This window comes from Desulfobacter curvatus DSM 3379 (assembly GCF_000373985.1).
In the GTDB taxonomy this organism is placed as follows: Bacteria; Desulfobacterota; Desulfobacteria; order Desulfobacterales; family Desulfobacteraceae; genus Desulfobacter; species Desulfobacter curvatus.
Genome location: NZ_KB893064.1, coordinates 18,580 through 39,127 on the forward strand (window position 1 = coordinate 18,580; position 20,548 = coordinate 39,127).

A 20,548-nucleotide genomic window follows, 5' to 3' on the forward strand; every position below is an offset into this window, starting at 1 on the left:
CCCACAGACCTAATCAAGGCAAAAAACTTCAGCCCTCAAATGTTGATGGATATCCGCTTCATCAAGTGCGTACAAGCTGTCTATAAAATGGGGCAGAAAAAAGCCCGGGCCCGTCAGCTTGGATGCTGCCAGTTCCCCGGCAATCCCCGTAACAGCAACGCTTGCAACCGCAGCGTCAAAGCCGTTTTCAGCCACAGCGAAAAAAGCGGCACAGATGGCGGAAAGCATACAGCCGGTACCGGTTACCGCGCCCATGAGTTGAGATCCGTTGGAGATCTTAACCATTTTATCCGGCCCCAGCACCATGTCGGTGTTTCCGCTGACAACAAGGGCAGATGCGGATTCAAAAAGTGCGGTTGCACCGCTTGGCAAGTCATCCGCATCCCGGTCGGGCCGGCCGTGGCCGGTCAGGATGGCCCGGGCCTGTTCAGTAGAAATCCCGCTGTCCACCCCCTTAGTGGATGAATGGCCCGCAGCAAGGGCGCAGATTTCCGAAGGGTTGCCCCGGATAATTTTTGCCGGGGCAAGGGCGCAAAGCTCCCGGGCAATGTCCGTGCGGAAGGGCCCTGCGCCGGCACCTACGGGATCTAATACAACGGGTTTTCCGGCGTCCCCGGCAAGGGACATCAAGGATTTCATCACCGAAATCCGATCCGTAACCGGGGTGCCGGTGTTGATGCAAAGTGCGTCCGATACACCTGACATATACGCCGCATCATCTTCCGCCCAGGACATCATGGGTGACGCCCCAAGAGCCAGAAGCACATTGGCGGTCTGGTTCATTACCACAAAGTTGGTCACCACATGGACCAATGGTCTTGTATCGCGCAACGTGGCAAAAAGACTATACGTATTTTCGGCCAATTCATGGGCGCGCATATGATCACTCTTTCCTTTCCGTTCAGGCACTAATTATTGTTTCCCCGGCAGGGAGCTTAAACAAAATGGTCGGCAATCAATGATTTGTCAATACATTTTACCCCCCCCCAAAAAAAACAAAAAATCCTTTCAATCCGACACAGAAGGGGGCGGGGTTTCTGCATCTCTAAGTGTCTCGAAAAAGTTAAGGAGATCTCCCTCAAAGGGGAGCGCCTTCTGTGTATTGCGATCCACCATGGCGAAGGTCACATCAGCCTCGGCAACAACAGTGTCCGTGCCTTGCAGAATTATCTTTTGCCGAAGTGCGCCGCTCTTGGCGCCAAGATGTGAAATACATGTTCTTATTTCTAAAGTATCTCCTATACTGGCGGACTGTCTGTAGCTGATATTGATGTTGACGACAACAAAAGCACTCCCTTTGGGCCATTCCATGAAATTAGGGGTTTCTTCAAAAAATGCCCATCGTCCTTCTTCAAGGAATTCTATATATCGAGCATTATTAACGTGACGAAACATGTCAAGATGATATCCTCGAACCTTTATTGTAGTCCTATTAACCATGATTTTTGTTTGCTCCTATTATAGTAGCCGGTACTCATTGCGCTATGGGCATTCTGATTAGTGCATCCTTACATTCATCGTAGGTGCCGAAAACAGACGTTAAGTTGAGCCGCCAGGACCGACCGGGCCTTAAAATTACTGCAACTTTGGAGGTTAGATCTTGAAATCTTATTTTTCAAGATCTAACCTCATTTGCTTCGCGCAGGTTCCTATAGTTGGATTAGGACCCAATGTTTTCGGCATTGAATACGATTCTGTCAATTGGCAGCCTGTCAAGATTTGCAGGCAATTCAGGCCATTGATAATACAATGCATTATCGTGACGAAATAGATCAACAGGGAGGTCATGGTGACACCACCACACTATTTTTTGATTGCTGTTTATGCCCGGACAAGGGCATACAGCCTCCTGATTCAAGTTTTCGCCATCCCCAGGACATCTGCGCATGACAGATACCAAGACCTCCGGGACGTGCAAAGAATAGGTGTATCCGGAAAGATTCAATTCAATGCCTTGGGCCACGTTATTGAGCTCACAACGATGAATACCGCTATCCGTCAGGAATGAGATGGTTTCATGTTTGTCGATGGAGCAGCTTTTATAGTGTTGTTTTAATGCATTGGATGGCATCTTACGTTTCAAAACGCAGTGATGGCCGTTCACATGGCGGATCTTTCTTGGTTCGGGGGTGTGGTTGTCATCAACAATCCGAAGGATGCGGGGGTCCGAAATCTGTCCGGCAAGCAGACGGCCGACAACAGGTGTGCCGATTTTATGCCGGCTCAGATAGTACAACAATCCCCAATCCGAGCAAATCACTTCAAGTTCATAAAGAACAGTCAACAAACAATCAATGAGTTTCAGGGCTTTTTGTATGCCGGCGTCTGTTAAAAAGGGTGTGACCAGGCATAGCTTGGAAGACCTATGATCTGAAATATACTTGGCAAATTCAGATGCGGTATGTTGATGTGGGAGAAGATGCTCACATGTTTCGTGTCCGTAATAAAGTCGTACATCTTTGGGAATATTTTCCGTTTTCTTTCGCCAGTCATACCAATATGCGTATTCAATATTTTTCATAATTGCACACAAAAACGCATCCATAAATGTACAAGGATGTTGCCTGTATTTCTTTTTTATATGAAAGTTTCCAGCAAGTAGATGGATTCTTTCTATCTTTGTTGTGGGCTGAGTCTGGGTGCTGATAAACCAGATCAGCCCATGGCTGTTAATCGGAATCATATGACAATCTATAGTAGCATTTCTGATTTCTGCAAGATTTCCCGAAATAGCTGATATATCGTTCCCTGATGGTTTCTCTGATTTCTTCTGTGTTATCATTTTCCCGGAACAGTGTAATTGATTCAGCAATGAAACCAATCGCGCGTGTAATCATATCTATAGGATAGCCGCGTCCGGCAATTTTTAAACACCGGACCCCCGCTTCATAGAGTTCAGGTAGAAAACAGGCCGAGCAATGGGGGGAATGATAATCATCTACCGTCATGGTTTGAACTTTAAAAGCGCCTGTATGGTATCCAAGCAGGCAGCCGTGTCCGGCATAAGCTGTATCATGGGTTCTGGCTATGTACTGGCCATCGGTGTGAGAGGCTGTTTCATAATCAAATACAGCAGGAATATCAGATGGAAGACGCAATCCATGGTAGAACCCGCACATACTGTCAATGAACCGGCACTTCTGCATCATGGCCAGCATTTCGTACTCGATTTTATCCGTTTTACCGATCAAGTTTTTCACTTCATCTATTGACAAGTGGCGTGGGAGAACAACCCGCGACACACCTGTTTGCCGAAAAAAGTGAACACTCAAGTGGTTGAAGGCCCCTGCCATTATTGACAGGTGTCGTTCTAAACTTGAACCCTGCCGCTTCAACGCAAGCAGTAGAGACAAATCACTGACCAGAACAGATGTGCCCCCGACATCTTCCCATAGTTTAAGCAGGTTGAGGATTTCATGTTCCTGAATGCGAGTATATCCGACATTCAGTGTGAGTGCGATCTTCCGGTTGTAGTCTGAAGCCAGTTGCGCGACGCGGGATAATGCTTTAGGTGTGGTGATATGGGAGAGGCGTCCTTGCCGTCTGCTGACTAGGTCAGAGTCTCCGAAAATCCTTACCCACTCTTCAAACATCGCGCCACAATAAAGCTCGTCTGCGCCTGCCGCCACAGCTTTTGTGACGTCATCCTCCGATGAAACAGGCGCAATGATACGGAATGGTTCTAATTCAATAGTCATAAGCCGGAGTCGATCCGAATTGCTTGTCTTAACGTGTCATATGAAATTGCAAAACCATGTTCAGACAGGTCTTGCGTTGCAGTGAGCGCTGTCTGGAAATTGTCTTTGCGAAGCATGGACACTTTTACCGGTTCGATGGTGTCTGTTTCGTAATATTCAAGCAGCAGGAAAAGGGTCCGAGAAACGGCCTCATCAAGATAGTCGATGATCCTTCGCAGCTCATAATAACGATCATCATACTCGTTTCGAAATTTACATTGTGAAATGAGAGGCGGCAATGAGCACACAGCATGCATGGAAGGTGGTCCTACAGGGCTTAGCGCCATCGTCAGGTCTTCGTAGAATGCTTCAATTTCCTTGTTATGAAACGGAAGCCTCCTGGGGCCTGGGGTCCGGTCTAAATTCTCTTTTTGAAACTCTGTTTTGTAAAACATTGATCCGGGCATAGCATCCATCCGATTGATGGCGGATCGATAATTCAATAATTTGTATTTTCTCAGCGTACAAGAAAAGCGGCGTATGCTGTTCAGGGTAGAATCCGGATGAAACAGCAGCGTACCCGCCCCGACCTCAACATGATGCCTTTGTAAACGACGGATTAGGGGCCAGGGATTGTCCACCCATGGACGGCCCCAATTTTTAAAATCAGCCGGATTATCGGATTCAATGCCGATAAAAATATAGCTAAGGCCATTTTCACACAGCAGATCGATAATCTCATCATTCAATGAGTCGGGCCGAACTTGAATACTAAACGATATTTTTAGTTTTCGGCGTTTGAGTTCTTGAACGAATTTTTGGGCGCGCGTCAATGAAACGCGATTGGGCCCTAAAAAATCCTCATCAATGAAATTGAAGGAAGCGGCGCCAAAACGGTGATGCAGTTCAGCGATTTCGGCAACAATATGTTCCATGGATCGACCCCGCCAAGGAGCGGCTTGGGCGCGCCTTGCCCCAGGTGAAGCGCAGTATTTACAGGCACCGCAGCAACCACGAGACCCTTGAAGGGTGAATGCCCCCCCCATATTCTCGATATGGTGTGCAAAAGGGCGGAATGGGAAGTGGAGCGTATCCAAATCGTGGACCTGTGGTCCGGCAATGACGCGTTGGAATGATTTTGCCGCGGGTTTGCCGGTATACGGTGTTGAACCCCACGATTCGGCTAACTGCTCAAGCGCGCTTTCGCCTTCAAATCGAACCAGTATAAAGTCATCCGGAAGAAGGTTAAGTGCTCGATTTGTTTCAAAGGTAATAAAATTTCCACCTGCCAGCCAATACACCTTTTTTCCGTTAAGCGCTCTTTTAGTTTCATGATATATGGCTGTGGCAGATTCAACTTCTTGACCGGTCATGATGGAGAAACCGATAGCGTCCGGCATAAAAGAAGCTGCCCGGCGGGCAAGTTTTACTTCGCTGATTGAATCCAGGACTGCATCCAGCAGCAGGACATGGTCTCCCTTTTTCATCCGGGAGGCTGTCAAGTATTCGAGACCCAGCGGTTCCTGTATTTCAGGATCATAATAGGGGCTATGATTGCGGGGGCGGATAAACACCCAGCGAATTGTTTTCATACTTTTGTTTAGTTATACGATTCCAGGCGGTTAAGGGATTGCTCGGCAAATGGGCTGCCGAGTTTTGATGCTTTGCGGTACAGGCGTCTTGCTTCTGTTAAGTTCTTCTTTACACCGCTGCCTTTTTCATACATAAACCCGAGATTCCCGGTTGCTCCGGGATGGTTTTTGCGCATAGCCTTGCGATACCATTTGACGGCTTGTTGATACTCTTTTTTGCTTTCGTAGATCAGGCCCAGGTTATTCATTGCATCGGCATTGCCTTTTTTTACCGCACACAGGTACCAGTGGATTGCTTGATCGGTATTTTTATCCACCCCCTTTCCCATGTCATACATCCGGCCGAGGTTTTTCATTCCCACGTCATGGCCTTTTTCTGCCGCCATCCGATACCATTTTATTGCGCCGCCATAACTCCGGGTGACACCCATCCCTTTCTCGTAAATCACACCAAGGTTGTTCATCGCATCAGCATCCCCCTTTTTTGCAGCCTTTTGATACCATTCTGCAGCTTTGGCGCCGTTTTTTGTTACGCCCTTTCCTTTTGCATACATGACGCCCAAATTATACATGGCGGTGACATGGCCCTTTTCCGCTGCTTTCCGATACCATTTTACTGCAGTAGCTGAATCTTTTTGAACCCCTTCGCCATATTCATACATAATGCCGATGCTGTTCATGGCGCCGGTATGACCTTTTGCTGCGGCTTTTTGGTACAGCTTGAAAGCGGCGTCATAGTTCTTTACGGAATTATGGAAGTGTTGTGCCTTGTCGAATATGTTTTTATAATTGTTTTCTTTAATATTTGTTTTCTTCTGTGTGCGTTTTGTCTGATGGTATTTTTCAAGATCGATATTTGTTTGATAAAAAGTTGTGTATTTCTCTTTGATATTCAATTCAGACAAGGGTTTCAGAAGTTTAATAGCTTTGCTATACTCGCCGTTTATGCTGCGATACCAGGCCGCATTAAACGCAGCGATAGCGACATCATCTCTTTTTTTATTGATCTGAAAAACCAGTTCTTTTGCCCGGTCTGATTGACCGGACCGCTCCAGAACAACCGCCAGGTTGATGGCTGCCGGCAGGTAATCCGGCTGTATTTTGCTGAGAATTTCCAGTTCAAACTGAGCGATAAGATCATTGGAGAGATGTAATTGGGCAAGCGCCAGATTATTCCGTGCGTCCGGATACATGGGAAATCTTGACAACATTGCTCTGTAGATTTCTGACGCCTTGTCAAAGTCGCCTTTCAAGTAGAGGTCATCTCCCTGGATTTGATGCGAATCCCATGTCTTTGCCATGTATTTTTTCGCACGGTCGAAAATGTTTTTTTCTGTTACATTGCGTTGGTTCCGAATCCGTTGGGCAGATACGGCAGCCCAATGTGTCACTGCCTCCTGAACCTCTGCTGTTCTGCGATACAGGTTCAGATTTCGAAGAAGCGCTAAGACGCTGCTGTCTTCACTGCCCGAAGTTGTGTTTTGCAGTTTCTGTTCTATTTCTTGAATCAGACCTTGAGCAGACGTGTCAAATGGCTTTACCGGTCCGGAAGTATACATGGCCTTGGCTGTTTTAAAAGCAAAAGGGTCCTGACCAATGTTTCCGCCTTCAATGTTGCGTTCTTTTTTATCCGTGTTTTGGGGGGCAATTGTATAGGTGTTTTCCGCTCGGGCTGAGTTTTTGCCGACAAGTAATATGACAACGAATACTATGCAAAACAACAGGGAAATACATTTCGCATACCAATCTTCAGTGCGACTATTGTTACGCATCAGTGGACCGGGGCACATCGGCAACCTCCATAGCCACCGCCGCCTGAACTGGTATGCCCCACACACCCACATACCGGCACACAGCTGCAGACCTTATTGCCGACGCATCCGCATACCGGCACACACGTACAGACCTTGTTACATGAACAATAAGAGCCGCCAACAGGGGCGCAGGTAGATTTAGGGCGGGCAGAATCGGTGTTGGTCTCGGCTTTGGAAAAAAACGTTTCAAGGCCGGGTCGCGGCAGTTTTTTGTTATTGACGATAATATATATTTGCGGTTCCAAATCTTCCTGATCAATTTCCGGCAGTGTTTTTTGTATCCGGTCATCTGGTTTGTCGGGCATCATTTTCTCCGGTATCACGTGGTTGTATGTCTTCTTTTTCTATTGTCATCTTCAGCCAGGCAAGGGTCAGGGCCCTGTTTATCGTACAACGGTTTGTTCCTTGGTGGATGGTTGACTTGGAAACCTCAAACGCCTTGGACAAGCAGTCGCCGGCACAATGCCACTTGCAAAAACAGTCCTTGCAGAACGCCAGATTGTTCACCGTCAAATCCCTCAACTTTGAAATGCGGTATGCATCAAAATCAAATGTATTTGTGAGGGGATTATACTGTCCATAATGAAAAATGCTTGCTTTTGGATCAGTAGGTTCCAATACTTCGTAGCAGGAAGTCACAATCCCCTCGGGAAGCACTGTAAAACCATCTCCGGGTGCAGCACAAAATTTTGAGGTCAGCGTATCAAGGCGGGCGCCGGAATAAGTCACTTGAATCCCCAGTTCCTGACCGCGTTTGAACGCTTTTATGAAGTTGGTGATGAAGTCTTCGTCCAACGGCGGCGGCTCTTCACTGGTAATGCACCGCCCACAGTGCCAGACCGGTTCCAGTTGAAGATACATGAAATTAAATTGATGATGCAGACTTTCAACAATTTCCACCATCCGGTGAACACTGGCTTTGGTGATGGTTGATCGAATTCCGTATTTCAAACCCGCATTGTCGAAATATCTCAATGTGTCCCTTACCTGATCGAATGATCCACGGTTGTCCAATGTGGGACGGTTGTAATCCTGGATGCTTTTAGGCCCATCCAGGGATACATTAATATTGGTAAAGTGTTTGGCCATATACTCTCTTTGATGAAGAGACAAAAAGCCGTTTGTGGCGGAAAAGATCTCAACATCAAGTCCCTTGGACTCAGCCTTTTCTTTGGCGTACTCCACACAACGAACCATCATCCGCCAGGCGACTGTCGGCTCTCCGCCGCCATGAAATCCCACTGCAAATGCTCTGCTTCCGAGCAACCCGGCATTGTCGGCGCATAGGTCAATTGCTGCTTTTGCCACTTCCCATGGCATATCGATGCTTTTATAGCCGGCATCTGCATAACAATACCTGCAGCGAAGATTGCATCGGCTGGTGAGAAAAAGGGTTACTTCATGAGGGCAAAAAGTATAATTGTCAGGAAAGAGCGGGGGTTCAGGCATCTCATTACCAAACAACCCGCCATCCTTGAGTTGGTGAATTATTCCAATTTCTTTGGATGTAAGACCCTTTTCGCCGGTTTCCAGATATTTAGAAATCACATGGGCGGCTGTTGCATTAATGATTGCCGTGGTCCGCTGCAGTGGTGCATACAAGCAATATTTACCATCTGTGTATGGTATCAGGAAAAGTTCATCCGCGGTTCCCGATCTGTTAGGCATGGGTAGTTTCACTTTCAAAATAAATAGTGGCGTAAAACGGATCGCAAAGAAAACCGATCATACCAAGTTGAGCGACAAAGTATGCAATTTTTGCATTCAAAGGTTCATATTCCGGGATATTGAATTCAACTGCCACAGCTTCTGCAATGCCTTCAATAGTGTGCTGGCCGTCAAGTTTGTTGAGAATTGTCCGGCCTATCACGTTAACGGCGCATAACACCTCATCATCGCCGGTGGTGTAGCCAATGGTGGCCATATCCTGATAGCTGCCGGAAACAATATCTTTCCGCAGCTTCGGCAAAGAAGCGTTTATGATTGGATTAGAAAGGGCGGGGGGGCAATCCGGCCAGTGGTTTATTAAGAAAAAGCCACCGATGCAGACGGCAGCGCCCTGCCCCAAACTGATTAAAAAATCACGTCTGTTTAAATGGTTATCAGCGGTCATTGTATGTTTACCTTTTTGTTCGTATTTCATCCGGCGTAACATCTCTTCTCAACAATGTATCTTCCGGATATTCGATTGCTTGTTCACTCTCTTCGTGAAAAGGCTGCGATTCTATAGCGGAAAGGATTTTTGGGGGAAATTGTGTGACGGTAATATGATCAATTTCAACTTTCATTTTACAGTAGATCAAAAAGCCGACTTTTTGGCCCAAAAATTTTTCATAAGGGTGTTCAGCAACAAAATGACCATTGATATATAGTTTCAGTATATCGCCTGATTTCTCAACAGCCAGTGTGTTTGTCAAGTTTGATTTATTGATATAAGGGGATTTTGTCCAATTGATCATATTCTTCCAAACACCGTTTAATTCTTTGCAATATTTGAAATGTCCGTCACCCGTAATGCCAAACGCATAGAAATTGTCTCCATCTTTCAGCCCCCATACAATGGAATAGAAGTGGTCCTCTATACCGTCGATCTTTGTAATGGTGCTCTCAATTCGAAAATCACCCGATTCATTTATGTTGAAAAGCTCTTTCGACCAGGAAAACCAACCGCCGGCATCTCTTTTATGTTCGAAAAAATACTGGCCGTTCTGAATCCTGCATGCCACTTTTTCATCTGTTCCTTCAAACCAGCCGTTTTGATTATCGTTGAAGTGTTCCTCAAGTAGGATTATCTCGTCGGGGTTTCTAATAGACCAACCGGCCTTTTCAAGATGGTAAGCGGCTGACTGGGAGTTGCTGTTAGCCAGATAATATTCTGCAATCTTTACATGGGCTTCATTTTTTGAGTAGCCGGCTTTTGCACAATGGTTAAGAAAGGACAAATCATCACCATTGGTAAGGCGGTTCTCCAAAAAAGTTTTGTAAACTTCCTTTTTATTTGGCACTTGTGTTATGACGATATGCTCAATGTTAACCTTCATTTTATTTGTCAGGCAAACGCCGATTTTTTTTCCAAAAAAATGTTGGAATGGGCTTTCAGCAACCCGATAACCGTTAATGTAAAAGTTCAATGTATCGCCCACTTTGGATACACCTAACGTGTTGCGGGCGTTTCCCTTGTTGATTTGTGAGGATTTTGTCCAGTCGATAACCGCCTTCCATTTCCCTTCTTCAAATTTACCGAATATGTAACTTCCATTTCCACTGACCCCAAATGTATAGCAATTATCGGTATCTTTAATGCCCCAAGCCATATCATATGAATAATTATCGACACCGTCTATCTTCGATATGGTGTATTCAATTTTAAAGTCCTTGGATTCATTGATATTTACATCAAATTTGGGCCAGGAAAACCAGCTGCCCTTTCTTCTTTTATGTTCAAAGAAATAGCCCCCATGTTGGACTTTATTGGAGACTTTTTCATTTGTCCTTTCAAACCATTTGTTTTTATTGTTCGTGAAATGATCTTGAAACACGATCACCTCATTGGCTTTTATATAATGGTCTACAGCGGTGTCGTAATCTCTCCTGGCCAGGAAAGCATCGCTCAATAAGGCGTAACAGTCTTTCCGCTCTCCTCCTTCAAGTTTACTGCAATGCTCTGCCGCCTGATTTAAACGCCCTGTCTCTATCAATTCATTTACTTGAATACCTACACATCCGGGAAACAAAACAAGAAGGACGGCCACCCCCATATGAAACAGCACCTTGATCATATGTAATCTCACGCGTATCACCTCACAGTTGACTGTTATTTAAAGCTTCCATAAACGCTAAAAGTGAAATAATGTTTTTAAAAGCTTTATCCCGCGCCCCGCGTAAAATGATTCAAGTAGAGCATCTTTTGAATCGGTTAAAACATTAAATTTAATATTATTATCATAAGATTGCGTTTATAGCACCAGATATTGTGGGATTTGGATTATCCTTAGCTCTAACTTAAGTACCGTGCCCCCCTAAACTAAAAAAATTACCCGGGGCTGCCTTAAAAACCTGTGGTAATACTATCGGCGTCTTTGATATGATGATTGCAGCCCATGCCGGAAGACGGAATATGGTGCTTGTAATCAATAACGAAAATTCATTCCTGCCAAGTATTCGCCAGAGCGAATCTGTTCTGCCCTGTTATGAAAAATGGGAACCAATCCTACGAGATTAGGTGTCAATAACGACAATGCACATCCGGAAAAGAGTGAACCTGTTCTTGGGTGCAGATATGCCTGGCCTATGAAAATATCTAAGTTTTGGTTAAGGCATAGGCGTTCTGTGATCTCGGCCAAACTGCCGGTATGGTCACGGAGCCAATGACTAAGACAGATTATAGTGATCCGGTATCAATATTTTAAAGTCCAGTAAAGAGTTTTGATCATTTGGAGGAATAAAAATTCGATGTTCGAGTTTTTTGAATTTGACTGCCAAACAATCCTTGATTAAAATCAGGCCACTTTTTTCCGGAAGTGTTCCAAAGATGGTGCCAGCATCATTTAAGGAAAATGCGACTGCTCATATGTTTTGTAGGAGGATTGAGAGGATTAAGACTTGGTTCATACAAAGGTACGAAAAGTCTCATAGGAGTTAACACGCTTTGGATATGACAATCCTCAAAGGTCAGTTTTAAAGGTCGGTCTCCTCGTGATGATAATATGGATGTGTGACCCAACACTTTTCAGATAGAAAATTTTTCATTTATCGAACAAGAGCAAAGCCTAAACTAAAAACATCCTCTCGTTGGCTGTACTCGAGCATCTGTTCAGAATAGCCGGAATGGTACCGGGCATAAAGGTAGAGATCCAAGAACCCCCTGAACAAGGGAATCTGATCCAGAGGATAGGAGAGGTCGAGCCGGATGGTCCCCCCTTTTTCCCCGTGCCTGTAATGACTTCTCAATGCCAGTCCAGTCGGATCTCCTATGGAGGTTTCAAGATCAAAATAGCCCCGGTAGTCCGAAAGATCACCATTGGTATCATTGTCGTTGTTAACATAGATCCAAACTTTGGGGCTCACCTCCAAGAACAGATTCCGGCAGATCTTGAAGACAAGAGACGGTTGAATATATGCATAGTTAGTGCTTCTTGAATCATCACCCGAGCGGCCGTTGGACTCATGTTGATAACCGATCTTGAAACCTGAACCGATCAAAAAGGGCAGCTTCAGCCCCAAATCATCTTCGTAATAGAAAATTTCAGGCATGTACCGTGAATCCTCAAAAGGAGCGGAATCTGATTTTAGATCCCAGAAGGAATGCTGGGTATAGGCCAGATAAACTTTCTCCAGTGTATCTTTAATGAAGTTCTCTTCTTCATAATTGAACGGCTTATATTTAAAGGAAATCTGAAAGGAGGAATCCTGGGCGCCGGGGTCCACCCCAAAGAGGAAGAAGACCGGCTTGTAACTTGAAAAGTTCACAAAATAAGGCTGAATAATCGATTCGTAATGGTTCATGGGCCGGGTGTCCAGGTCAGAGACATCGGCCAGAGCCGTCTCGGGAAGATCCGTATAGACCAAGACGGCATTGGCCTTTTTTTGGCTGTCCTGAACGCTGACAATACCAGTAAGCCCCACAGGAATTTTCACCTGAAACCTGGCCCGTATAAATTCGTGGGCATTAATCAAAGTATCGGCACTATCTTCCATTACAGCGTCGGCTGTGACCGGTTCCATCCCTTCGGCGCTAAAGGCTATTGTCACTTTCCTGGGCAGTTGCAGATCCTTTGGTGTATTATTGGTAAACAATAGGGTGATCTGTGTTTGCCGGCCTGAAGACAGCGGCTTTTGCACAGATGAATCCGGGGCAACCAGCACAAACGGACAGTCCTCCTTAGACGCGTCGGATGATGCCTCCGCCCATAATGGTACCTGCCCTCCAAAAAAAGCCGGGCTGACAACTGCTGTCAATATTAAAAACCACCTCTTTATTTTCATCTTCCAACCTCCTTAATACCCCCCATTCCCTGGCAGGCACAACAAACCATGAACCACTTGAACTCATTATGAAATGGCCATAAGGAACTCAAAGGCGGAGAAGACTCTATCACACACAGTATAGGAGTGCAAATATCATGTTATCTGGGGGAGGCCGTACCAATGAAGCTGGTGACATCGGTGACAAAGTTGAATCTCAACTACCGAATTTTGATTTTTACATGCGATTTCCCGGAACACCCCAAGGCAAGGGAGGTGGGCAAGGCGGCGCCTTGCCCTTTTCTCATGAACTATACAACAGGAAAATTAGTTGACCATACGGTCGTGGCCTGCCCACTCTTTTTCCCGCAGCTTGAACTTCTGCAGCTTTCCTGTGGCGGTTTTGGGCAGGGGACCAAATTCAATGGACTTGGGTGCCTTGAACCGGGCCATATTTTCCTTGCAGAATGCAATGATTTCCGCCGGATCCGGGTTGGTTCCGGCCCGGGGTACGATAAACGCCTTGGGCACTTCACCCCATTTTTCGTCGGGCACTGAAATTACGGCCACTTCCAGCACATCCGGATGGGTGTACAGCACATTTTCGATTTCAACGGTGGAAATATTCTCTCCGCCTGAAATAATGATGTCCTTTTTGCGGTCCATGATCTGTACATAGTTGTCCGGGTGCATAACCGCAAGATCCCCGGAGTGGAACCATCCGCCCCTGAATGCCTCGGTGCTGGCCTCCGCATCCTTATAATACCCCAGCATGACGTTGTTTCCCCGCATGACGATCTCGCCCATGGTCGTGCCGTCTCTCGGCACCGGTTCCATGGTCTCGGGGTCCACCACATCCATGTGCTCGGCCACAATATAGGGCACGCCCTGGCGGGCCTTGATGCCTGCCCTGGCCATGGGAGGAAGATCATCCCATTTGTCCTGCCACTGGCATACGGAGTGCGGACCAAACACTTCGGTCAGACCATATGTCTGGGTGATGTTGGCCCCGATATTTTCCATGTTCTGGATCACCATGGGTGCAGGCGGTGCCCCGGCGGTCATAATTTCCAGACTGTTGGAAAGTTTGACATCGTTTTCCGTGGCATAAACGGACATACCGATGAGAATGGTGGGCGCAGCGCACAAATGGGTAACCCCCACCTCTGCGATAATCTTGTAAATTTCAGCAGGATCAACCTTTCTCAGGCAAACATGGGTGGCGCCCATGGCGGTGATGCCCCAGGTAAAACACCATCCGTTGCAATGGAACATGGGCAAGGTCCACAGGTATTTGCTGTCCAGGTTGATTTTAAACTCCAGCAACTCGCCCAAGGCGTTGATATACGCGCCCCGGTGGTGGTACATCACGCCCTTGGGCCGGCCTGTGGTGCCGGAGGTATAATTGATGGCAAGGATTTCGCGTTCATCTTCAATGGCCAGGGCAACCGGATCAGCCGGGCTGTCTGCCAGAAAACTTTCATATTCCGGGCCGTCCAAGGGCATGGAATCGTCAATGTCACAGATATTGATAAAGGTCTTTACGGCAGTAAGTTCGGGCACGACCTTGGTCAGCACGTTACCGAATTCATTATCCGCCACCACGACTTTGGCGTCGGAATGATTGATGATATAGGACATTTCATTGGCGGATAAGCGGATATTAATGGAAACCAGGGCTGCACCCAGCAACGGTACGGCATAATGGGCTTCCAGCATGGGTGGCGTATTCGGACAGATAAATGCGACCTTATCACCCCTGCCGACGCCATTGGCCTTCAGGCCATTGGCCAGACGAAATACCCGTTCCTGGAACCCTGCCCAAGTAAATGATTTATCCCCATAAATGACCGCAGTTTTATCCGGATAAACTTTTACGCTTCTATCAAGAAAATTGGTGGGGCTTAAAATTTCATAGTTAACACTTCTTTCCGACATGACAGGGCTCTCCTTATTATTGATAATGACAAATACGTTCCATGCCTCATTAACAACGAATCTTTTAATCGTTCAATCGGCAACGGTCTCATATTTTTATGGCCGACAACCTGAAGGAGACTAGGTTTAAAACCTACAAATATTTTCCATTAATTTTTACAATAAACCGAACAGCACCGCCGGCAAAGGTTCCAATGCTATTTTTTCATTTCATAGACCCAGTGTACGGCGGCCTTGACAAGTTCCGTATAATGTTTGAGCTGAAGCTTTTCCTTGATATTTTCCCGATGGGTGCCCACGGTTTTCATGCTCAGCTTCAGTCTGGCTGCAATTTCCTTTGAATCCAGCCCCTCACCCATGAGCCGGAACACCTCTATCTCCCGGTTGGTCAGGGTATCCAGGCTGAACCCCACGGCAGACGGCTTTCTTGAAATCATCCGGTTGAGCAGTTTTTCCTTGATCTTATCACTGGCATAGATATGCCCGGACAGGACCTGCCGCACCGCCTCCACCACCAGGGCAATGGCCCGCTGCTTCATTACATAGCCCCTGGCTCCGGCCATCAACGCCCGTTCGGCATACATGGAATCATCATACATGGACAAAACCAGGATCGGCAAATCCGGGCATTTGCTGCGCAGCTCCGCCACCAGCTCTATGCCGTTGCTTTCGGCCAGGGAAATATCCACAATCACAAGATCCGGCATATCCTGTTCAATGATCTGCCGGGCCTTTTCCGCCGTATTTGGGCACGCCACCACCGTCAGATCCGGTTCCCGGTTGATCAGTTCACTCATACCCAGGCAGAAAATGGGGTGATCATCCACAATGACAATTTGAGATTTTTGACGGGTTTGAATCATGCCGGGACATTCTCCTTTTTATCAAATTTGATCCGGGGCCGACGAACTTAAAACAACATGAATCTGTGTTCCCTTTGGTCCTGTATCAATATTGAACTGCGCATCAATGATTTTAGCCCGGTAAGCCATAATCTGCAAGCCAATGCCCCGGCCGGAAGGCTCGGGATCAATACCGGTACCGTTATCCGTCACACTCAAATGGATCAAACCATCCGCGGCATCCCGGACCAAAGAAATTGTTATCCGGTCGCAGTTTGAATGTTTAACCGCGTTGTTCACCGCTTCCCTTGCAATACGGTAAAGATGAATGGCACAGGAATCTTCCAGAATATCCACCTCCTCGTCCATATGGCACTCAAACCGGATACCGGGGTAATAGGCAAACTGATCGGCAATCTCTTCCAGGGCAGACTGAAATCCACGGCTGACCAGATGGACCGGGCAAAGGCCCCGGGCAAGCTGCCGGGTCTTTTCCACGGCATCTTCCATGAGCACGCCCATTTTCCGGGCAAGCTCTGCGGTGGGATCGTTCCGGGATTTAAGATCGTCCCGGATCACCGCTGTCAGCCCGGAAATACCGATGAGATGTGGACAAAGATCGTCGTGAAGCTCCTGGCCGATGTTCATCCGTTCCCGGTCTCCGGCCTGCATCAGCTGTTTTTCAAGATTTTGGGACCGGATAGTATCCATCTCTAACTTCTGCCGGGTGGTTTCAAGCTGGTCCATGAACCGGTTAAAATACCGGGCAAGCTGGCCGACCTCGTCCCCGGAACGGCTCTCCATCCTGGTGGAGTAATCCCCTGCCGTAGCCGTGCTGAACCGGGCCATAAGCTGACGAAGCGGTGTGGTAATGGTGCGGCTTATGCCAAAGGTCACGGCCAGCATGATGCAAAAAAACAACAGGGAGATGCTTATAAACACATTGCGGATGGTTTTTAACGGCTGATAAAGCTCATCCAGGTAGGATGACGAGGCCACAATCCACTGGTAGTCGGGAATATAATTGAAAATCACCAATTTTTTTCGTGCCCGGGTCTCCTGGGGATTTTTCCAGTAGTAAACCGACCGGCCCTTTTTGCGTTGCATCATGTCTTTGAGATATTGATCGGGCAATTCAGGGGTCTGAAAAATATTAACATCCTGCAAGGCCGGATGGATGATGGCCCGGCCGGTCCTGTCAAAGACAAACGCATATCCGCTTTGTCCGAATTTTAGAGAGAGAATGCTTTGCCTGAAATCCTGGACATTGACAAGTCTGATGAATTCAGACCGGTAAGCAGAGGCCGCAATGATCCAGTCCCAGGGTTCAAAATGGGCCATATAAAGGGCCTTAGGCCTAGGATTTTTCTCCCCGGGATTTTTCCATTCATACTCCAGATAGCCCTGTTTTTTTTCCATCATCTGCCGGGCAAAGGCGTGTTCGGCCACGTTGGTGCCGATAAGTTCGGTTCTTGGGTGTACGGCCACATCCCCATGGCTGTCCAGGCAGTAAAGATAGCCCGATGTCCCGATGGTCTGGCTTAAAATCACTTCAGCCGCCCTTTTGCGGGCATCCTCCCTGGAAATAGCACCTGCCAGGGCTTTTTGGTTCAAGGCGGTCAGTATGTCCAGATTCTTTTCCGCCACGGCCCGCAGATGATTTTTAATGGCGACATTCACGGACGTATTGACCATATTGTAAATCATGGCAGTGGTATTGCTCAGCTCGCTTTCAATGCGGGCCTCGATACTGTGGCGCACATAGACATAGATAAACAGGTTACACAAAAGCATGGACAGAAAAAAAATCAGGGCAAAACTGAAGAGAAACTTATACCTAATTTGAAGAGAGCTTAAAAAAAGCCGGAGCCCGTGGAATCTCCCCGGTTTAGTCCCTTTTGTCACATCTGTTGTTCCAAGTTCAGTCACGCCGCCGTCCCATCAATTAATTGTGCATGCTACCTGTTGTCAGCGTTAGGACAGGCAGGTATGGATTGTCAACGATAATGTTGATATAACAGCCATGCGCTGACCCGACCCAGCATAGGATAAAATAACCAAGAAGGCCAACAATACCATGAAATTCAAAAAAGTTATTGTCCGGTTCCATGCAGACAATATTGAACTTGCCGAAGAAATGATCTGCCATATTTTCTTTTCCTTCAATCTGAAAGGCGTCATCTGCGAAGTACCCATCCCTGAACCGGATGAAGGGTTTGGTACCCAGACCCTGAAACCACCTGAGCACAACAGCATTATCGGCTACCTGCCGGACACGGATGATTCCGATATCATAATTTCCAAAATCAAGGAACGTCTGGCAAAATTGTCGGAGATGGCGGTCCAGGTCGATGTTTTATCGGAGATCGTGGATGAAAAAGATTGGGCCCATGCCTGGAAGGAGTATTTCAACGTTACCCGGATTACGGACAAAATCGTGGTGAAACCCGAATGGAAGGAGTATACCCCGGTACCCGGTGAAATTGTCATCCATATTGATCCGGGCATGGCATTCGGCACGGGGACCCACCCCACCACATCCATGTGCCTGGCCCTTTTGGAAGAGTATGTACGGCCGGGCAAAACTTTATTGGATGTGGGATGCGGGTCGGGCATACTGATGATCGGTGCCGCAAAGATGGGGGCAGGCACCATGACCGGCATCGATGTGGACCCTGTGGCCGTGGATATCACCCGGCAGAATCTGGAAAAAAACGCAATTGCACCGGACCATTTCACCCTTGGGGCCGCAACGTTGGAGAAAACACCTGAAATCCAATACGACCTTATCTGTGCCAACATTATTGCCCAGGTTATCGCAGCTATCATGCCGGATATCGCAGCCCGCCTGGCACCGGACGGAAACGCCATCCTTTCGGGCATCATTGAGGAGAGAGTACCGGACATCTACACAGCCCTGGAAAGGCAAAATCTTGAGTGCGTCAAAAAGATCACCCAGGAGGAATGGGTGGCACTGGTGGTTTGCCATAAAAAAATAATCCGGAGATCCAGAAACCCGGAGATGAAAATAAAAAGTAAAAGCCATGGGCGGATTTGAATGCCCATGGCCTCTATTGTTTTTGTTTACATCATCGCCCTGTTGAGCCACAGGTGGCATATAATACTTAAGGCATAGCCCAAAGCGATCACCGGGGTCCATTTCAGGTGCCCCCCGAAGGTGTAGGTACCCCGTGCAGCGCCCATGAGCGCCACGCCGGCCGCGGAACCGATGGCCAGCATACTGCCGCCGGTACCTGCCGTCAGGGTGACCAGAAGCCACTGGCCGTGTGACATGGCAGGGTCCATGGAGAGAACGGCAAACATCACCGGAATATTATCCAAAATGGCCGACAGGACACCCACAAGGCTGTTGGCCCAGGTGGCCCCGAGATCCAGGTACATAAAATTGGAAATCAGCGCAAGGTATCCGAACTGGGCCAACCCGCCCACACAAAGGATAATGCCATAGAAAAATAACAGGGTATCCCATTCGGCCCTGGATATTTTCTTCATGAGATCAAAGGGTATAACATCAGATGAGGGGATGCAGTCGGTGTCACGGACCCCGAGAATGGGGTCGTATTTATTCGTTCGGTTCTCATGGCGCTTGATATGATAGGAAAACACGCCAAGATATCCAAGGCCCAGCATCATACCGGCGGCCGGGGGCAGATGCAGCACATTGTGGAAACATACGGCCGTCACAATCGTTGCCAGAAATAACCCCATAATGACCCAGGCCCCGTACTTCATGGTGACGGATTCGTCCAGGGCCTCGGGAACATCCTTGTCCACAAACAGGCTCATGACCACGGCCGGCACCAGCCAGTTCACCAATGAAGGGACGAAGATGGTAAAAAATTCGGAAAAGGCCACCTTGCCTTTCTGCCAGACCATCAGGGTGGTAATATCCCCAAATGGGGAAAACGCGCCACCGGCATTGGCCGCTATCACAATATTGATGCAGGCAAGGCTGATGAAGCCTTTATTATTTCCGCCGACAGCCATGGCCACCGCCCCCATCAGCAATGCCGTGGTCAGATTGTCCGCCACCGGGGAGATGAAGAAAGCAAGAATCCCGGTAATCCAGAAAATTTTCCTCAAAGAAAAGCCCCGGGAAACCAGAACCGCCCGCAGCCGCTGGAAAACATTGCGCTCTTCCATGGCGTTAATGTAGGTCATGGCCGCCAGCAAGAACAAAAACAATTCCGCATATTCAATAAGGCTGTGCTTTATGGCATCATGGGCGGTGTGGGTATCTCCGATACCGGTATAGGCCAGCGACACCAGAACCCATATTACGCCGGCGGCCAGCAGCACGGGCTTACTCTTTCTTAAATGGATATTATTCTCCAGGGGCACCAGGGCATAGGCCACAATAAAAAAAATCACCGCAATATATCCGAATGCGCTGTCTGTCAGTCCGGAGCCCGCAGCATGGGAGGCCTCTGCCTGGGCAAAAACCATGACCGGGAGGACCAGCAATCCGGTCGTAATAAGTATTGATTTAATTACATTTTTCATCTACGTCACCTCCACTATTCCATTGGGTTGATCGGCTGTTTACAAACCACATGATCTTCACGTCAAAACCGTGGACCCTCTTGCCGGCTTCATGATAGGATGCCCACATATTTAATGTTCCGCAGCAAAGAAAAAATTAAATGATAAAGAGCGAAATTTATTCGGTCAAATAGATAATATAGTAATTACTATTCGAA

At 47.4% G+C, this 20,548-nt stretch carries 16 protein-coding genes; 1 reads left to right on the forward strand and 15 read right to left on the reverse strand.

Annotation, left to right across the window (positions count from 1 at the left end; genetic code table 11):
- Positions 1 to 9: 9 nt before the first annotated feature.
- The 14 genes from thiM to B147_RS0114550 all read right to left on the reverse strand — a co-directional run bounded on the left by thiM (position 10) and on the right by B147_RS0114550 (position 17,756).
- On the reverse strand, positions 10 to 909 hold the full coding sequence (thiM, locus tag B147_RS0114480; RefSeq protein ID WP_245569021.1) for a hydroxyethylthiazole kinase: 900 nt from the start codon (positions 907 to 909) through the stop codon (positions 10 to 12).
- A 99-nt stretch (positions 910 to 1,008) separates the two neighbouring features.
- Positions 1,009 to 1,440: an acyl-CoA thioesterase gene (locus B147_RS0114485; protein ID WP_020587917.1), complete on the reverse strand. Its 432-nt coding sequence runs from the start codon at positions 1,438 to 1,440 to the stop codon at positions 1,009 to 1,011.
- Between the two features lie 220 nt (positions 1,441 to 1,660).
- A complete protein-coding gene (locus B147_RS0114490; RefSeq protein WP_169400717.1) occupies positions 1,661 to 2,521 on the reverse strand; it encodes a hypothetical protein in 861 nt (286 codons plus the stop codon).
- A gap of 148 nt (positions 2,522 to 2,669) precedes the next feature.
- Complete coding sequence (locus B147_RS0114495) at positions 2,670 to 3,698, reverse strand: U32 family peptidase (RefSeq protein ID WP_020587919.1); 1,029 nt, start codon at positions 3,696 to 3,698, stop codon at positions 2,670 to 2,672.
- Positions 3,695 to 5,269 (reverse strand): B12-binding domain-containing radical SAM protein, encoded by a 1,575-nt coding sequence (locus B147_RS0114500; RefSeq protein WP_020587920.1) that lies wholly within the window; start codon positions 5,267 to 5,269, stop codon positions 3,695 to 3,697. Before B147_RS0114500 ends, B147_RS0114495 begins: the two co-directional genes overlap by 4 nt.
- A gap of 8 nt (positions 5,270 to 5,277) precedes the next feature.
- Positions 5,278 to 7,059: an SEL1-like repeat protein gene (locus B147_RS30345; RefSeq protein WP_020587921.1), complete on the reverse strand. Its 1,782-nt coding sequence runs from the start codon at positions 7,057 to 7,059 to the stop codon at positions 5,278 to 5,280.
- Positions 7,041 to 7,388 (reverse strand): hypothetical protein, encoded by a 348-nt coding sequence (locus B147_RS32170; protein WP_020587922.1) that lies wholly within the window; start codon positions 7,386 to 7,388, stop codon positions 7,041 to 7,043. The genes B147_RS30345 and B147_RS32170 overlap by 19 nt, the downstream gene beginning before the upstream one ends.
- Positions 7,369 to 8,751 carry a radical SAM protein gene (locus tag B147_RS0114515; protein WP_020587923.1) on the reverse strand — a complete coding sequence of 461 codons (1,383 nt, stop codon included), beginning with the start codon at positions 8,749 to 8,751 and terminating at the stop codon, positions 7,369 to 7,371. Before B147_RS0114515 ends, B147_RS32170 begins: the two co-directional genes overlap by 20 nt.
- A complete protein-coding gene (locus B147_RS0114520) occupies positions 8,744 to 9,196 on the reverse strand; it encodes a PqqD family protein (protein WP_026259666.1) in 453 nt (150 codons plus the stop codon). Before B147_RS0114520 ends, B147_RS0114515 begins: the two co-directional genes overlap by 8 nt.
- A gap of 7 nt (positions 9,197 to 9,203) precedes the next feature.
- Positions 9,204 to 10,397: a hypothetical protein gene (locus tag B147_RS0114525; protein WP_157237895.1), complete on the reverse strand. Its 1,194-nt coding sequence runs from the start codon at positions 10,395 to 10,397 to the stop codon at positions 9,204 to 9,206.
- 1,435 nt (positions 10,398 to 11,832) lie between these two features.
- Positions 11,833 to 13,068 carry a phospholipase A gene (locus tag B147_RS0114530; protein WP_020587926.1) on the reverse strand — a complete coding sequence of 412 codons (1,236 nt, stop codon included), beginning with the start codon at positions 13,066 to 13,068 and terminating at the stop codon, positions 11,833 to 11,835.
- Positions 13,069 to 13,374: 306 nt separating this feature from the next.
- A complete protein-coding gene (locus B147_RS0114540) occupies positions 13,375 to 14,985 on the reverse strand; it encodes an acyl--CoA ligase family protein (RefSeq protein ID WP_020587928.1) in 1,611 nt (536 codons plus the stop codon).
- 197 nt (positions 14,986 to 15,182) lie between these two features.
- Positions 15,183 to 15,848: a response regulator transcription factor gene (locus B147_RS0114545; RefSeq protein WP_020587929.1), complete on the reverse strand. Its 666-nt coding sequence runs from the start codon at positions 15,846 to 15,848 to the stop codon at positions 15,183 to 15,185.
- A 21-nt stretch (positions 15,849 to 15,869) separates the two neighbouring features.
- Entirely contained in the window at positions 15,870 to 17,756 is a 1,887-nt protein-coding gene (locus tag B147_RS0114550) for a cache domain-containing protein (RefSeq protein WP_020587930.1), read from the reverse strand.
- 148 nt (positions 17,757 to 17,904) lie between these two features.
- On the opposite strand from B147_RS0114550, the gene prmA reads away from it, so the two are divergent.
- Entirely contained in the window at positions 17,905 to 18,885 is a 981-nt protein-coding gene (gene prmA / locus B147_RS0114555; protein ID WP_020587931.1) for a 50S ribosomal protein L11 methyltransferase, read from the forward strand.
- Between the two features lie 26 nt (positions 18,886 to 18,911).
- On the opposite strand, the gene nhaD is transcribed toward prmA, so the two are convergent.
- Positions 18,912 to 20,351 carry a sodium:proton antiporter NhaD gene (nhaD, locus tag B147_RS0114560; protein ID WP_020587932.1) on the reverse strand — a complete coding sequence of 480 codons (1,440 nt, stop codon included), beginning with the start codon at positions 20,349 to 20,351 and terminating at the stop codon, positions 18,912 to 18,914.
- Positions 20,352 to 20,548: the final 197 nt, after the last annotated feature.

Excerpts from the sequence above, each read along its gene's own strand:
- B147_RS0114485 (WP_020587917.1), bottom strand. The coding sequence starts at position 1,440 with ATGGTTAATAGGACTACAATAAAGGTTCGAGGATATCATCTTGACATG.
- B147_RS0114490 (WP_169400717.1), bottom strand. The coding sequence starts at position 2,521 with ATGAAAAATATTGAATACGCATATTGGTATGACTGGCGAAAGAAAACG.
- B147_RS0114495 (WP_020587919.1), bottom strand. The coding sequence starts at position 3,698 with ATGACTATTGAATTAGAACCATTCCGTATCATTGCGCCTGTTTCATCG.
- B147_RS0114500 (WP_020587920.1), bottom strand. The coding sequence starts at position 5,269 with ATGAAAACAATTCGCTGGGTGTTTATCCGCCCCCGCAATCATAGCCCC.
- B147_RS30345 (WP_020587921.1), bottom strand. The coding sequence starts at position 7,059 with ATGTGCCCCGGTCCACTGATGCGTAACAATAGTCGCACTGAAGATTGG.
- B147_RS32170 (WP_020587922.1), bottom strand. The coding sequence starts at position 7,388 with ATGCCCGACAAACCAGATGACCGGATACAAAAAACACTGCCGGAAATT.
- B147_RS0114515 (WP_020587923.1), bottom strand. The coding sequence starts at position 8,751 with ATGCCTAACAGATCGGGAACCGCGGATGAACTTTTCCTGATACCATAC.
- B147_RS0114520 (WP_026259666.1), bottom strand. The coding sequence starts at position 9,196 with ATGACCGCTGATAACCATTTAAACAGACGTGATTTTTTAATCAGTTTG.
- B147_RS0114525 (WP_157237895.1), bottom strand. The coding sequence starts at position 10,397 with ATGGCTTGGGGCATTAAAGATACCGATAATTGCTATACATTTGGGGTC.
- B147_RS0114530 (WP_020587926.1), bottom strand. The coding sequence starts at position 13,068 with ATGAAAATAAAGAGGTGGTTTTTAATATTGACAGCAGTTGTCAGCCCG.
- B147_RS0114540 (WP_020587928.1), bottom strand. The coding sequence starts at position 14,985 with ATGTCGGAAAGAAGTGTTAACTATGAAATTTTAAGCCCCACCAATTTT.
- B147_RS0114545 (WP_020587929.1), bottom strand. The coding sequence starts at position 15,848 with ATGATTCAAACCCGTCAAAAATCTCAAATTGTCATTGTGGATGATCAC.
- prmA (WP_020587931.1), top strand. The coding sequence starts at position 17,905 with ATGAAATTCAAAAAAGTTATTGTCCGGTTCCATGCAGACAATATTGAA.
- nhaD (WP_020587932.1), bottom strand. The coding sequence starts at position 20,351 with ATGAAAAATGTAATTAAATCAATACTTATTACGACCGGATTGCTGGTC.